Origin of the sequence: Albimonas pacifica (genome assembly GCF_900113695.1) — a bacterium.
Classification (GTDB): Bacteria; Pseudomonadota; Alphaproteobacteria; order Rhodobacterales; family Rhodobacteraceae; genus Albimonas; species Albimonas pacifica.
On record NZ_FOQH01000001.1, the window covers coordinates 559,349 to 573,386 of the forward strand.

Annotated in this window: 12 protein-coding genes; 10 read left to right on the forward strand and 2 right to left on the reverse strand. The window is 69.8% G+C overall.

The window, feature by feature from the left end; translation table 11 throughout:
- Positions 1 to 185: 185 nt before the first annotated feature.
- On the forward strand, positions 186 to 1,025 hold the full coding sequence (locus tag BM064_RS02245) for a MipA/OmpV family protein (protein ID WP_092857383.1): 840 nt from the start codon (positions 186 to 188) through the stop codon (positions 1,023 to 1,025).
- 330 nt (positions 1,026 to 1,355) lie between these two features.
- Here BM064_RS02245 and argE read toward each other — a convergent pair whose 3' ends face one another.
- Complete coding sequence (gene argE / locus BM064_RS02250) at positions 1,356 to 2,528, reverse strand: acetylornithine deacetylase (RefSeq protein ID WP_092857385.1); 1,173 nt, start codon at positions 2,526 to 2,528, stop codon at positions 1,356 to 1,358.
- A gap of 275 nt (positions 2,529 to 2,803) precedes the next feature.
- On the opposite strand from argE, the gene BM064_RS02255 reads away from it, so the two are divergent.
- The 5 genes from BM064_RS02255 (at position 2,804) to BM064_RS02275 (ending at position 8,715) form a co-directional block, all read left to right on the forward strand.
- Complete coding sequence (locus tag BM064_RS02255) at positions 2,804 to 3,850, forward strand: ABC transporter ATP-binding protein (protein WP_281244846.1); 1,047 nt, start codon at positions 2,804 to 2,806, stop codon at positions 3,848 to 3,850.
- Complete coding sequence (locus BM064_RS02260; RefSeq protein WP_092857387.1) at positions 3,847 to 4,863, forward strand: ABC transporter ATP-binding protein; 1,017 nt, start codon at positions 3,847 to 3,849, stop codon at positions 4,861 to 4,863. Before BM064_RS02255 ends, BM064_RS02260 begins: the two co-directional genes overlap by 4 nt.
- A gap of 70 nt (positions 4,864 to 4,933) precedes the next feature.
- The gene (locus tag BM064_RS02265; RefSeq protein ID WP_092857389.1) at positions 4,934 to 6,643 is read left to right on the forward strand and encodes a peptide ABC transporter substrate-binding protein; all 1,710 of its coding nucleotides are present in this window, start codon (positions 4,934 to 4,936) and stop codon (positions 6,641 to 6,643) included.
- Positions 6,644 to 6,755: 112 nt separating this feature from the next.
- On the forward strand, positions 6,756 to 7,766 hold the full coding sequence (locus BM064_RS02270; RefSeq protein ID WP_092857391.1) for an ABC transporter permease: 1,011 nt from the start codon (positions 6,756 to 6,758) through the stop codon (positions 7,764 to 7,766).
- The gene (locus tag BM064_RS02275; RefSeq protein ID WP_092857393.1) at positions 7,759 to 8,715 is read left to right on the forward strand and encodes an ABC transporter permease; all 957 of its coding nucleotides are present in this window, start codon (positions 7,759 to 7,761) and stop codon (positions 8,713 to 8,715) included. Before BM064_RS02270 ends, BM064_RS02275 begins: the two co-directional genes overlap by 8 nt.
- A 51-nt stretch (positions 8,716 to 8,766) precedes the next feature.
- On the opposite strand, the gene BM064_RS02280 is transcribed toward BM064_RS02275, so the two are convergent.
- Positions 8,767 to 9,588: an acyl-CoA thioesterase gene (locus BM064_RS02280; protein ID WP_092857681.1), complete on the reverse strand. Its 822-nt coding sequence runs from the start codon at positions 9,586 to 9,588 to the stop codon at positions 8,767 to 8,769.
- A gap of 294 nt (positions 9,589 to 9,882) precedes the next feature.
- Here BM064_RS02280 and BM064_RS02285 point away from each other — a divergent pair, with 294 nt between their 5' ends.
- The 4 genes from BM064_RS02285 to BM064_RS02300 all read left to right on the forward strand — a co-directional run bounded on the left by BM064_RS02285 (position 9,883) and on the right by BM064_RS02300 (position 13,993).
- Positions 9,883 to 10,521 (forward strand): TetR family transcriptional regulator, encoded by a 639-nt coding sequence (locus tag BM064_RS02285; protein ID WP_218160922.1) that lies wholly within the window; start codon positions 9,883 to 9,885, stop codon positions 10,519 to 10,521.
- Between the two features lie 152 nt (positions 10,522 to 10,673).
- Positions 10,674 to 11,816, forward strand: a complete 1,143-nt coding sequence (locus BM064_RS02290; protein ID WP_092857395.1) for an acyl-CoA dehydrogenase family protein — start codon at positions 10,674 to 10,676, stop codon at positions 11,814 to 11,816.
- Between the two features lie 100 nt (positions 11,817 to 11,916).
- Entirely contained in the window at positions 11,917 to 13,488 is a 1,572-nt protein-coding gene (locus BM064_RS02295) for a long-chain-fatty-acid--CoA ligase (RefSeq protein WP_092857397.1), read from the forward strand.
- Between the two features lie 28 nt (positions 13,489 to 13,516).
- Positions 13,517 to 13,993: a hypothetical protein gene (locus BM064_RS02300; RefSeq protein ID WP_143103239.1), complete on the forward strand. Its 477-nt coding sequence runs from the start codon at positions 13,517 to 13,519 to the stop codon at positions 13,991 to 13,993.
- The last annotated feature ends 45 nt before the right edge of the window (positions 13,994 to 14,038 follow it).

The following is a 14,038-nucleotide window of genomic DNA, read 5'->3' on the forward strand; positions in this document are numbered from 1 at the left end:
GGGCGCCCGCGCATGATCCCCGATCCGCCCCGGCGGCGCCAAGAGGCGAAGCGGACCCGCCCGGGCGGGGGGGGCGCCCGGGCCGCCCCCCGGGCCGCGGCCTCCGCCGGCCCGCGAAGCCCGTGGACGCGCGCCCCGGCGCCGGCTAGCCTCGCGCCGTTCGACCCGCTTCGGAGGCGCGCCAGATGGTTCCCGGTTCCGCCCGCGCCGCGCTGCTCCCGCTCTTCGGCTGGGCCTCGCCCGCCCTTGCCGGCGGGGATTTCCCGATCCCGATTCCGCTCGACCACCTGCCCAACGTGGTCGCCGTGGGGGTGGGCTTCGCGCCGACCTGGCTGGGCTCGGACGACGACTTCCTGGGCGCCGCGCCGGCCGCGATGCTCGAGACGCCGCTGGGCCGCCTGACGGTGCTGGGCAACTACGCGGCGCTGAACCTGCTCGAGACGCGCTTCGACCGGAGCGGCTGGCGCGCCGGTCCTGCCGCGATCTACCGCTTCGGGCGCAGCGACGTGGACGACCCGGTCGTGGCGCGCCTGCCGGAGGTCGACGATTCGCTCGAGCTGGGCGTGAACCTGGGCTACGAGTTCGTCGACCCCGCCCGCCCCGCGCGCCGCCTGGCGCTGGGCGCGGACCTGACCTTCGACGTGACCGAGGGCGACGGCGCGGCGGCGCTGAACCTCTACGCCCGCGCCGTGCACCCGCTGCCCTGGCCCGGCGGCGCCGTCGCGGCGCTCGCCGGCGTCACCCTGACCAACGACGCCTATGCCGAGCGCTACTGGTCCGTCTCCGCCGCCGGCGCCGCCGCCTCGGGCCTGCCGGCCTTCGACGCCGGCGGCCCCGGCCGGGACCTGCGCGTGGGCTTCGGCGTGCTGCAGAGCCTCTCGCCCCGCTGGCACCTGGGCGCGGGCGCGGTCTACAGCCGCCTGCTCGGCGACGCCGCCGACACCCCGATCGTCGCCCGGCGCGGCGACGCCGACCAGCTCCTCTTCGGCCTCGGCGTGGCCTACGCCTGGGGCTTCGAGGGTTAGGCCGCGCCCCACGCGCCCGCCGCCCCCAGGCCCCTCGCGGAGCGCCTGTTCCCCGGAGCCGTCCATCGCGGATGCCGATCAGAGCGACTCGCCCGCCCCGGTCAAGGATCGCGCAGCGACCGGCGAAGCCGGCTCGTCCTTGACCGGGGCGGGCGAGTCGCTCAGGCATCAGACGCGATGGACGGATCCGGGGAACAGGCGCGGGCCCTTGTTCCCGGGTGAGTCCGGAGCCCGCCGGAGGCTCTCCCCTCCCCCTCCCGGACCGCCGTTCGCCCCCTGCGCGCCAGCCAAGCCCGCCCGCAGGGCGCCCAGGCGCCCGCAAGCCGCGGCTCAGGCCGCCAGCATCTCCACCAGCCGCTTCATGAAGGCCTCGCCCTTGTCGAGCTGGTCGGCCTCGAGGAACTCGTCGGGCTGGTGGGCCTGGGCGATGTCGCCCGGCCCGCAGACGATGGTGGAGTAGCCGGCCTCCTGGAAGAAGCCCGCCTCGGTGCCGTAGGCGACGGCGCGTTCGGCGTTGTCGCCGGTGATCGTGCGGGCGACGCGCTCGGCCTCGCCGTTCTCCTCGCGCCGGCAGGGGGGCACGGGGATGCGGGGTTGCGGGTCGATGCGCGCCTCGGGCCGGATCTTGCGGATCTCCGCCTCCAGCCGCGCGCATTCGGCGATGTAGCGCTCCGCCCACTCGGCCGGGACCTCGGGCGGCACCACCCGGATGTCGGTCGAGAACCAGGCGTCCTTGGCGGTGATGTTGCCCGCCGTGCCGCCATGGAACAGGCCCACGTGGAGCGTGGTCCAGGGCGGCTCGAAGCCCTCCGCCTCGGGGTAGGGCCCGGCCTCCGCCTTCGCGCGGTTCTCGGCCATCCGGTCCTCGAGCCAGGTGACCAGCCGCGCCGCGGTCATCACCGCCGAGACGCCCTTGTGCACCTGGGAGGAATGCACCTCGAACCCGTGCACGTAGGTGGTGAAGCCCGCCCCGCCCTTGTGGGTCGAGACCACGCCCATCATCGTGGGCTCCCCCACGATCACCGCCGAGGCCGGGGGCAGCACCTTGCGCATCTCGGCCACCAGCGGCGGCGCGCCGCGGCAGCCCAGCTCCTCGTCGAAGGAGAAGGCGATCTGCAGCGGGCGCTTCAGCCCCACCTTGGCCGCATCCGCTGCGGCGCAGAGCGCCAGCGCATCGAAGCCCTTCATGTCGCAGGTCCCGCGGCCATAGAGCCGGCCGTCCCGCTCGACCACCGAGAACGGGTCGGTGCTCCAGGCCTGCCCCTCCACCGGCACCACGTCGGTGTGGCCCGACAGGACCATGCCGCCGGGGACCTCGGGGCCGATGTTGGCGAGCAGCCCCGCCTTCTCGCCGGTCTCGTCGGGCATCAGGTGGACGCGCGCGCCGTGGCCCTCGAGGTAGTCCTTCGCGAACTGCACCAGCGCGAGGTTCGACTTGGCGCTGACCGTGTCGAAGCCGACCAGCTTCTCCAGCATCTCGCGCGGGGTGTAGGTCACGGGCATCCGGGGGGCTCCTCAGGGGGACGACGCGGGCAGCCTGCGCCGCCTTCGCCCGCCCGGTCAAGCGCGCCGGCGGCGTGTTCCCGACCGCCGGCAGGCAGGTGACGCAAGGCGCGGCTCACATTATCGATAATCCGCCCTTCCCCCGCGTTTTTGCGTTGCGGCGCCTTGCGTATTGGTATTCTCTGACTCGCGCAGAACCCGAAAAACAACTGGGTCCGACAGGGAAAAGAGAACCATGCGAACGGCCGACGCCCATGCGGCGGGACGGGATGCCCTTGGCTGACGGCGCCCCGGCGACCGCGCAGCAGACGAACGGCGTGGACGACGCGCCGGTGCTCGAGGTCGAGGGCCTCGAGACCGTCTTCGACACGCGCGACGGCGCGGTCCATGCGGTGAACGGAGTGTCCTTCCACCTGCGCCCCGGCGAGCTGCTGGGCGTGGTGGGGGAGAGCGGCTCCGGCAAGTCCGTCACCATGATGAGCGCGCTGCAGCTGCTGCCGAGCCCGCCCGCCCGGCGCACCGGCGGCATGGTGCGCTTCCGCGGCCAGGACGTCGACGCGATGACGCCGAAGGCGATGCGGCGCCTGCGCGGCGGCGAGATCGGCTTCGTCTTCCAGGACCCGATGACCTCGCTCAACCCGGTGTTCACGGTGGGCTTCCAGATCATGGAGCCGCTGCGCAAGCACCTCAGGCTGAGCAAGCCCGAAGCCCGCAAGCGCGCGGCCGAGCTGCTGGCGATGGTCGGCATCCCCTCGCCCGAGGCGCGGCTGAACGACTATCCCCACCAGTTCTCGGGCGGCATGCGCCAGCGGGTGATGATCGCCATCGCGCTCGCCTGCGAGCCGGGCGTGGTGATCGCCGACGAGCCGACGACCGCGCTCGACGTCACCATCCAGGCCCAGATCATCGAATTGGTCAAAGACCTGCGCCAGCGGCTCGGCGCGGCGATCGTGTGGATCACCCACGACCTCGGCGTCATCGCCGGCATCGCCGACCGCGTGGCGGTGATGTACGCCGGCCGGATCGTGGAGGAGGGGCCGGTGCTCGAGATCTTCGAGGACCCCCGCCACCCCTACACCCGCGCCCTGCTGGAGACGATGCCCCACCTCGAGGGCGACCGCCCCCAGCGCCTGCGCACCATCCCCGGCCAGCCGCCGGTGCTGATGGAGACGCCCGTCGCCTGCTCCTTCGCGCCGCGCTGCCCGCACGCCTTCGACAAGTGCCTCGCGGCCGACCCCAGGCTCGAGCCCTGCGGCGCGGCGGGCCACCGGGTCGCCTGCTGGTGGACCCCGCCCGAGGCGGAAACGGAGGTTCCGGCATGAGCGACGCCGCCGCCCTCGACGCCCCGCGCGCCGCCCCCACGGCCGAAACGCTGCTGCGGGTGCAGAACCTCTCGGTCCATTTCCCGATCCACAAGGGCCTGCTGCGCCGCCAGGTGGGCGCGGTGCAGGCGGTGGACGAGGTCAGCTTCGACGTCCTGAAGGGCGAGACGCTGGGCCTGGTGGGAGAATCCGGCTGCGGCAAGTCCACAACCGGCCGCGCCATCCTGCGCCTGACCCCGATCACGCAGGGCAGGGTGATCCTCGACGGCGAGGACATCACCCATATCGAGGGCGAGACCCTGCGCCAGCGCCGCCGGAAGATGCAGATGATCTTCCAGGACCCGCAGGCCAGCCTCAACCCGCGCATGAACGTCTCGGGCATCATCTCCGAGCCGCTGGTCGAGCACCGCTCGCTGTCGCGCAAGCAGATGCAGGAACGGGTCTACGAACTGATGGACGCGGTGGGCCTGCGGCGCAGCTTCGCCAACCGCTACCCGCACGAGTTCTCGGGCGGCCAGCGCCAGCGCATCGGCATCGCCCGCGCGCTCGCCCTCGACCCCGGCTTCATCGTCTGCGACGAGCCGATCGCCGCCCTCGACGTCTCGATCCAGGCGCAGGTGGTCAACCTGCTGGAGGAGCTCCAGCAACGCCTTGGACTTACGTATCTCTTCATCTCCCATGACCTTTCCATGGTCCGCCACATGGCGACCCGGGTGGCGGTCATGTACCTGGGCCGGATGGTGGAGCTCGCGCCCCGCGAAAAGCTCTATTCCGTGCCCAGGCATCCCTACACGCAGGCCCTGCTCTCGGCCGTGCCCGAGCCGGATCCCCGGCGCGAGGCGACGCGCCAGCGGATCATCCTGACCGGCGACGTGCCGAGCCCCGCGAACCCGCCCTCGGGCTGCCGGTTCCGCACGCGCTGCCCCCATGCCTTCGACCGCTGCGCGGTCGAGACGCCTGCCTTCCGCAAGCTGAGCGACGGCCATTTCGCCGCCTGCCACCTTTCGGAATGACCCGAGCTTCCATGCGGGACCGGGAAAAAAGCCGGACCGCTTCCATCAACAGGGAGAGAAGGAAGAGATCATGAAAGCGACCCATAAACTGCTCGCGGGCGCCTGCGCCGCGGCGCTTCTCGCCGGCGCGGCCCCCGCGCAGGCCGAGCGCGGCGCCGACGGCCAGCTCAACATCATCTACTGGCAGGCCGTTTCGATCCTGAACCCGTTCCTGTCGGGCGGCACCAAGGACGTCGAGGGCTCCTCGCTCGTGCTCGAGCCGCTGGCCCGCTACGACGAGACCGGGACCATGGTCCCCTGGCTCGTGGACGTGATCCCCTCGCTGGAGAACGGCGGGGTGTCCGAGGACCTGAAGTCGATCACCTGGAAGCTGAAGCCCGGCATCAAGTGGTCCGACGGCACGGACTTCACCGCCGAGGACGTGGCCTTCACCGCCGCCTACTGCATGGATGAGAGCGGCGGCTGCCAGCAGGTCGCGGCCTTCACCGACGTCGAGAGCGTCGAGGTGATCGACCCGCTGACCGTCAAGGTCAACTTCGCGGTCGCCAAGCCCTTCCCCTACGGGCCCTTCGTCGGCGCCCAGTCGCCGATCATCCAGAAGGCCCAGTTCGCCGACTGCATGGGCGCCAAGGCCCCCGAGTGCACCGACGCCAACTTCGGCCCCAACGGCACCGGCCCCTACGTGGTGTCCGAGTTCAAGCCCAACGACGTGGTGGTCTTCGCCCCGAACCCCCACTACCGCGACGCCGCCAAGCCGGCCTTCTCGACGGTGGTGTTCAAGGGCGGCGGCGACGCGGCCGCGGCCGCGCGCTCGGTCCTCGAGACGGGCGAGTTCGACTACGCCTGGAACCTGCAGGTGGAGCCCGAGATCCTGACCCAGATGGCCGCCGCGGGCAAAGGCACGGTGGTCTCGGCCTTCGGCACCTCGGTCGAGCGCATCCACACCAACTTCTCCAACCCCGACCCGGCGCTGGGCGACGCGCGCTCGACGCTGGAGGGCGGCAAGCATCCGTTCCTGACCGATCCGGCGGTGACCAAGGCCCTGTCTCTGGCCATCGACCGCGAGATCCTGGTCGAGGCCGGCTACGGCGCCGCGGGGCAGGTGACCTGCAACGTGCTGCCCGCGCCGGAGATCTACAACTCCACCAACAACGACTGGTGCAAGACCCCGGACGTCGACGAGGCCAACCGCCTGCTCGACGAGGCGGGCTACGAGATGGGCTCGGACGGGGTGCGCGCCAAGGACGGCGTGCGTCTGTCGATCCTGTTCCAGACCTCGACCAACTCGGTCCGCCAGGGCACCCAGGCGCTGCTGAAGCAGATGTGGCAGGAGATCGGGGTCGAGACCGAGCTGCGCAACATCTCGGCCTCGGTGTTCTTCGGCGGCGACCCGTCCTCGCCGGACACGTTCCAGAAGTTCTATGCGGACCTGGAGATGTACACCAACAACTTCGACGGCACCGACCCCGAGGCCTACATGGCCTCCTGGCGCTGCTCGGAGATCCCGTCGCCGAAGACCAACTGGCTGGGCGCCAACATGCCCCGCTTCTGCTCCGAGGAGTATGACGCGCTGGTCGCCGAGATGGCCGGCACGGCCGAGCTCGAGAAGCGCGCGGAGCTCGCGATCAAGATGAACGACATGCTGATGGAATCCGGCGCGATCATCCCGCTGATCCACCGCGGCGGCGTCTCGGCCCACGCCGTGACGCTCGAGGGGGTCAAGATGAACGAGTGGGACTCCGAGCTGTGGAACATCGCCGACTGGACCCGCGCCGAGTGATCGGACGGACCTGAGCCCCGGGGGAGGGGCGCCGCCCCTCCCCCTCCGCCCCTTTCGGGGGCAGTCCGGGGGCTCCGCGCCTCCCGGCCCAGGCCGAGTCCCAGAGACGCACATGCTGACCTACACCCTCAGACGGCTCGCTTTCGCGGTTCCCGCGCTTCTGGCGATCAGCTTCATCATCTTCGCGATCCTCGACCTCGCCCCCTCGGACCCGACGGCGCAGCTTCCGCTGACCATCCCGCCCGAGGTGCGCGAGAAGATCCGCCTGTCGCTGGGCCTCGGCGAGCCCTTCGCCGTGCGCTACTGGAAGTGGCTGATCCAGTTCTTCGTCAACGAGCCCCTGAACCTGATCGAGCAGTGGACCGGCTGGAGTTTCGGCGACGGCGACCGGCTGCGCGTCCTGTCCTGGCAGACCCGCTCCCCCGTGGTCGACCTGATCGCCCAGCGGATGCCGCAGACCCTGTGGGTGGTGGGGATGAGCTACGTGCTCGGCGCGCTGATCGCGATCCCGATCGGGGTGATCTCGGCCTATCGGCAGTATTCGTGGTTCGACCAGTTCGGCACGCTGTTCTCGATGGTCGGCTTCTCGATCCCCACCTTCTTCACGGGCCTCCTCTTCATCGTGATCTTCTCGGTGAACCTGGAGTGGTTCCCCTCGATCTACGACACCACGCACGAGGTCACGGACTGGGAGAGCTTCGTCTTCCAGATCAAGCAGATGATCATGCCGACGATGGTGCTGGGCCTCTACAACGCCTCCCAGATCAGCCGGTTCATGCGGGCCTCGATGCTCGACAACCTCGGGCAGGACTACGTTCGCACCGCCCGCGCCAAGGGCATGACCGAGAAGGTCGTGGTGCTGGTGCACGTGATGCGCAACTCGCTGATCCCGGTCGTCACGGTGCTGGCCCTGAACCTGCCGCAGGTCTTCGGCGGCGCGATCATCACCGAGCAGATCTTCAAGGTGAACGGCCTCGGACAGCTGCTGATCGGCGCCATCGAGGGCGGCGACATCCCCACCGTCCAGACCCTGACCTTCATCTTCGCGGTGCTGATCGTGCTGTTCAACCTGATCGCCGACCTGCTCTACGGCATCCTGGACCCGAGGATCCGCTATGACTGACCAGCCGATCCCCGCCGGAGGCGCCACCCCCGCGGGCGGCCCCGCCCTCGTCGCCGCCCCCGCGATGCCGAAACACCGCTCGCAATGGTCGGACGTGTGGCGTCAGTTCGCCTCCCACCGGGGCGCGCTGGCGGGCATGGCGGTGTTCCTGTTCATCATCCTTCTGTGCACGCTGGGGGCCTTCATCCACGACGTGGACCCCCAGAAGCTCGACATCCGCGCCAAGAACCAGCTGATGAGCTGGGAGCATCCGCTGGGCACCGACAACCTCGGGCGGGACATGCTGGCCCAGATCATCGCGGGCGGGCAGGTGTCGCTGGCGGTGGGCGTCACCGCGATGCTGCTCTCGCTGCTGGTGGGCACGCTGATCGGGGTGCTGTCGGGCTATTTCCGCCGGCTCGACGGCCCCTTGATGCGCTTCACCGACCTGTTCCTGGCCCTGCCGCTGCTGCCGCTGCTGCTGGTCATCATCATGCTGTTCCGCGACATGCTGCGCACCGCCTTCGGGCCCGAGAGCGGCATCTTCATCCTGATCGTCTTCGTGATCGGCATCACCAGCTGGATGCAGACCGCGCGCATCGTGCGCGGCGACGTGCTGGCCCTGAAAGAACGCGAGTTCGTGCTGGCGGCGAAATCCATCGGCACGCCGTCCCGCCGGATCATCCTGCGCCACATCCTGCCCAACGTGCTGAGCCCGATCATGGTCTCGGCGACGCTCGGCGTCGCCAACGCCATCATCACCGAGAGCGCGCTCTCGTTCCTGGGCCTCGGCTTCCCCTCGGACTTCCCGACCTGGGGGCGGCTGCTCTACGACGGCGCGAACTTCATGACGCTGACGCCCGACCGGGTGATCTGGCCCGGCCTCGCGATCTCGCTGACGGTGCTGTCGGTGAACTACATCGGCGACGGTCTGCGCGACGCGCTCGACCCCCGCATCCGGGGGCGCTGAAACGGAAAGGGCGGCCCCCGGGGCTGCCCTTCCTCGTTCCGGGAGGGCGGTTCAGCCCTTCTTCTTCATCGGCCGCATCAGCCCTTCCTGGGCGACCGAGCAGACCAGCTCCCCGGCCTGCGTGAACACCTGGCCGCGATTGAAGCTGCGGGCGCCGCCGGAGAAGGGGCTGTCCATCGAATACAGCAGCCAGTCGTCGAAGCTGACCGGCTTGTGGAACCACATCGCGTGGTCCAGCGAGGCCTGCATCGCGTCGCCGCGGCGCCACGAGATCCCGTGCCGCCGGGTGCCGGAGCTGAGCAGGTTCATGTCCGACGCATAGGCCAGAAGGCACTGGTGCACCTCGGGCGGCTGCTCGGCGGGCGCCTGGAGCTTCATCCACAGCCGGTTGAAATCCGAGAGCTTCCTGGGCTCCAGCAGGTCCTGGGGCTCCACCTCGCGCATCTCGATGGCGTAGATGTGGGTCGGGCCCAGCGGGTCGAACTTGCCGGTCTTGCGCCGGATCTCCTCGCGGATCTCGTGGCGCGAGCGCAGGCCGCTGTCGGGACCGGGCGTGTCGGGCATGTCGTGCTGGTGGGCCCAGCTCTCCTCCGGCCGCTGGAAGGAGGCGGCGAGGTTGAAGATCTGCCGGCCGTGCTGGATCGCGATCACCCGGCGGGTGGCGAAGCTGCGGCCGTCGCGGGCGCGGTCGACCTCGTAGATCACCGGGATCGCGGGATCGCCGGGGTGGATGAAATAGGCGTGCAGCGAGTGGCAGGCCATGCCCTCGACCGTCTTGTAGGCCGCGCGCAGCGCCTGGGCGATCACGTGGCCGCCGTAGATGCGGACGTGGTCCTCGTCCGCCTCGGCGACCCGGCCGCGGAACAGGTTCATCTCCAGACGCTCGACGTCCAGCAGGTCGATCAGCTCCGCGACCAGCTGCGGTCCGGGGACGGGGTGGGGGATCGGGTCGGACACGGCGTCTCCTGTGGCGGCGGCGGGCAGGGCGGCCGACGCAGGGACCGGCCGGGTCGGACTTTACTCCCCGCCGCGGCGCGGCGCCATGGGTGCGGCGCAGCAGGAACGCCGCGGCCCGACCGGCCGGCCGGCCGACGACGCCTGCGTGACAACGCTTCGCTCCCCGATTAAGGTCCAGGTCGATGAACCGGGGGACCGTTTAACTTGGCGATGAAGAGCGACACGGCCGCGGTGGCCGAGGGGGATCGGATGTCGACCCGCGACCTGCTGCTGACCGCGGCCAGCGAGCTGATGCGCAAGCGCGACACGCTCAACGTGCCGATCAGCGAGATCGCGGCCGAGGCGGGCGTGAACTCGGCCCTGGTGAAGTATTACTTCGGCAACAAGAACGGGCTGATGCTCGCCCTGCTGGAGCGGGACCTGGGCGCCTCGATCACCCAGCTCTCGGCGCTGGTCAACATGGACATGAGCCCGTCCAAGAAGATGCGCTACCATCTCTCGGGCCTGGTGCGCATGTATTTCCGCTGCCCCTACCTGCAGCGGCTGCTGATCAAGACGATGCGCGACGAAAGCGCCGAGATCGCGCGCGACATCGCCGAGAAATACCTGGCCCCGATTTCCCACGCCTACCACGCGATGATCTCCGAGGGCGTGGCGGCCGGCGAATTCAAGCCGATCGACTCGCGTCTGTTCTACTTCATCGCCATCGGCGCGGCGGACCAGATCTTCTCGGCGCGATTCGTGCTCAAGTACGTGCACGGCATCGACGAGATCGACGACGAGCTGCGCCGCGCCTATGTCGACACCACCATCACCCTGATCATGGACGGTCTGCTGGCCAAGTCCTGACCGCCGCGCAACGCAGCGTCCGCCGGGCCCCGCAGGGGCGCCCGAGGGGCTTCCGCGCGCGTCGCTTTGCGCCACGCAAGCCGCTTGTCCGGCCCCTGTTAATTGGTTAGTTAATGGCCGCAAGGTCGATTGAACGCCACCGGGAGGATCGTATGCTCGACGCCATGGACCGCCACGTCTACGAGGAGGAGCACGGCCTGTTCCGCGACGCCGTGCGCAAGGTCTTCGACCGCCACCTCGCGCCGCGCCTCGACGAGTTCGAGCAGACCGGCGTCGTCGACCGCTCGGTCTGGCTCGCCGCGGGAGAGGCCGGGCTGCTGTGCCCCACCGTGCCCGAAGCCTACGGCGGCATGGGCCTCGACTACCGCTACAACGCCGTGGTGGCCGAGGAGCTCGCCTACCTCGGCTCGTCGGCCGGCTTCACCCTGCAGTCCGACATCGTCGCCGACTACCTGGTCGAATACGGCTCGGAAGAGCAGAAGAAGAAGTGGCTGCCGAAGATGGTCTCGGGCGAGGCGATCTCGGCCATCGCGATGACCGAGCCGGGCACCGGCTCCGACCTGCAGGGCGTGAAGACCACCGCCAGGAAGGACGGCAACCACTACGTGGTGAACGGTCAGAAGACCTACATCACCAACGGCCAGAACGCCGACTTCATCGTGGTGGTGGCCAAGACCGATCCCAGCCTCGGCGCCAAGGGCATCAGCCTGATCCTGGTCGAGGCGGACCGCGAGGGCTTCCAGCGGGGCCGCAACCTCGACAAGATCGGCCAGCATTCCGCCGACACCTCGGAGCTGTTCTTCCAGGACGTGCGGGTGCCGATCACCAACTGCCTCGGCGAGGAGGGCAAGGGCTTCGTCTACCTGATGAGCCAGCTTCCCCAGGAGCGTCTGTCGATCGCGCTCGCCGCCCAGGCCGGCGCCCAGCGGGCCTTCGACGAGGCGGTGAAGTTCACCAAGGGCCGCACCGCCTTCAAGCAGCCGATCTTCGATTTCCAGAACACCCGTTTCACGCTGGCGAGCCTGAAGTCCAAGCTCCAGGTCGGCTGGGCGCATGTCGACTGGGCCCTGAAGCGGCATATCGACGGCAAGCTCGACGCCTACGAGGCCTCGGCCGCCAAGCTCTGGCACACCGAGATGCAGTGGGAGATGGTGGACGCCTGCCTCCAGCTCCATGGCGGCGCCGGCTACATGAACGAGTATCCGATCGCCCGCCTGTGGCGCGACGCCCGCGTGCAGCGCATCTACGGCGGCACCTCGGAGATCATGAAAGAACTGGTGTCCCGCTCGATCTGACGGCGGGACCGCCCGGGCGGCCCAGACCCGCCCGGGCGACAGGATTGGGGCGCGAGCGGCCGGGACAGGCCGCGCGCCCGCTCAGGGAGGAGACCACGGAATGATCGACCCCGCCGCGCTGAAGACGATGGGCACGCTCGCCCGGTCGAACGCCAAGCGCCGCCCCGACGTGATGGTCCACGAGTTCGAGGGCCGGATCACCACCTTCGCCCAGTTCGACCGGTTCACCGACCAGGTGGCGAACGGGCTGCAGGCGCTGGGCGCCAAGAACGTCGCCTACTGGGGCAAGAACTCGGACGTCGCCTTCGAGCTGTTCATCGGCACGTGCAAGGCCGGCGGCTTCTTCGGGCCCCTGAACTGGCGCCTCGCGCCGGCCGAGATCGGCCAGATCCTCGAGCGCTTCGTTCCCGACGTGCTCGCCGTCGGCCCCGAGTTCCTCGACGCGGTCGAGCAGATCCGCGGCCAGCTCCCCGAGGGCGTGACCATCATCGCGGCCGAGGGCGGGTCGGAGAAGCACCCCTCCTATTTCGACTGGCGCGACGGCCAGCCGGCGGAGTTCACGGGCGACCTCGGCGAGCCTGACGACGTCTGCCTGGTGCTGTTCACCTCCGGCACCACCGGCCTGCCCAAGGGCGTGATGCTGAGCCACGCGAACCTGCTGGGCCAGCGCACGCTGATGTCCGAAGCCGGCATGAACTACGACACCATGGACGACGACGCGGTCATGCTGGTGTGCATGCCCTTCGCCCATATCGGCGGCATCGGCGTGTGGTGCCTGAGTTTCGCCAACTGCGCCAAGGCGATCATCACGCGGGAGTTCAACCCGCTCGAGGCCCTCGACCTGTTCATCAACCGCGGCGTCTCCCACGCCTTCCTGGTGCCCGCGGCGCTGCAGTTCATCGTGCGCACCCCCCAGGCGCAGGCGGCCGACTTCTCCCACGTCAAGAATATCGCCTACGGCGCGGCGCCGATGCCCGTGCCCCTGCTGGAGGAGTGCCTGACCGTCTTCGGCTGCGACTTCTGCCAGTGCTACGGCATGACCGAGACCACCGGCACGATCAGCCTCCTGCCGCCCGAGGATCACCGCGCCCGGGATCCCAGGCGGCTGAGCTCGGCGGGCAAGGCGCTGCCCGGTTCCAAGATCAAGATCATCGATGCGGACGGCAATGAACTCCCCATCGGCGAGATCGGCGAGATCGCGATCCTGTCGGGCAACAACATGGCCGGCTACTACAACAACCCCGAGGCGACCGCGAAGACCAAGGACGCCGAGGGCTGGGTCCGTTCCGGCGACGCGGGCTACATGGACGCGGACGGCTATCTCTACATCCACGACCGCATCAAGGACATGATCGTCTCGGGCGGCGAGAACGTCTACCCCGCCGAGGTCGAGAGCGCCCTCTACGCCCACCCCGCCATCTCCGAGGCCGCCGTGATCGGCGTGCCCGACGACAAGTGGGGCGAGGCGGTGAAGGCCGTGGTCACGGTGAAGGAGGGCCACACGCTGGACCCCGTCGACGTCATCAACTTCGTGCGCACCCGGCTCGCCCACTTCAAGTGCCCCAAGACGGTCGACGTGATCGAGGCGATGCCCCGCAACGCCTCCGGCAAGCTCCTGAAACGAGAGCTCCGCGCCCCCTACTGGGAAGGCCAGTCGCGGCAGGTGAACTGAGCCGATGCGCGTCGTGGAGGAGAGATCGGTGCCCTTCGACCAGTTCGAGACGGTTTCGTTCCACGACGCCGAGATACGGCGGATGGAGTTCGGCGACCGGGAGGTGCGGATCGTCTTCGAACACACCGGCTTCAAGCCCGCCTCCGAGGGAGGGTTCGCCGAGGGGTTCGAGGGCGCCGAGTTCGACGTCCGCCTGCGGGACGTCCGGTTCTTCGGCGCAGGCCTCTACGGCCCCTTCCCCATCGACCGGCTGACGGTCACCCGCCTCGGCGACGAGACGCCCGAAACGCTGGCCCGCCTGAGGTACGCGGTGACGGACGGCGCCCATGCCGCGCGGTCCTGGGAGGAGGCGCGCCAGGGGATCTGGGGCGACGTCAAGGGCGAGGCGGCGCTGATCGCCGCTTGCCCGGACCACCGGCTGCTGTCCTTCGACGCCCATGTCGGCATGGGCGTCGTGGCCATCGCCGGCGACGGAGAGATCGAGGTCAGGCGGCCCGCCGCCTGACCCGGCCCGCGCAGACGGGCGCATAACGACACGGAGGAGACGCCC

What these genes read in the sequence shown, in the direction of transcription:
- BM064_RS02245 (WP_092857383.1), top strand. Translation starts at nt 186, where the DNA reads ATGGTTCCCGGTTCCGCCCGCGCCGCGCTGCTCCCGCTCTTCGGCTGG.
- argE (WP_092857385.1), bottom strand. Translation starts at nt 2,528, where the DNA reads ATGCCCGTGACCTACACCCCGCGCGAGATGCTGGAGAAGCTGGTCGGC.
- BM064_RS02260 (WP_092857387.1), top strand. Translation starts at nt 3,847, where the DNA reads ATGAGCGACGCCGCCGCCCTCGACGCCCCGCGCGCCGCCCCCACGGCC.
- BM064_RS02265 (WP_092857389.1), top strand. Translation starts at nt 4,934, where the DNA reads ATGAAAGCGACCCATAAACTGCTCGCGGGCGCCTGCGCCGCGGCGCTT.
- BM064_RS02270 (WP_092857391.1), top strand. Translation starts at nt 6,756, where the DNA reads ATGCTGACCTACACCCTCAGACGGCTCGCTTTCGCGGTTCCCGCGCTT.
- BM064_RS02275 (WP_092857393.1), top strand. Translation starts at nt 7,759, where the DNA reads ATGACTGACCAGCCGATCCCCGCCGGAGGCGCCACCCCCGCGGGCGGC.
- BM064_RS02280 (WP_092857681.1), bottom strand. Translation starts at nt 9,588, where the DNA reads ATGAACCTGTTCCGCGGCCGGGTCGCCGAGGCGGACGAGGACCACGTC.
- BM064_RS02285 (WP_218160922.1), top strand. Translation starts at nt 9,883, where the DNA reads ATGAAGAGCGACACGGCCGCGGTGGCCGAGGGGGATCGGATGTCGACC.
- BM064_RS02290 (WP_092857395.1), top strand. Translation starts at nt 10,674, where the DNA reads ATGCTCGACGCCATGGACCGCCACGTCTACGAGGAGGAGCACGGCCTG.
- BM064_RS02295 (WP_092857397.1), top strand. Translation starts at nt 11,917, where the DNA reads ATGATCGACCCCGCCGCGCTGAAGACGATGGGCACGCTCGCCCGGTCG.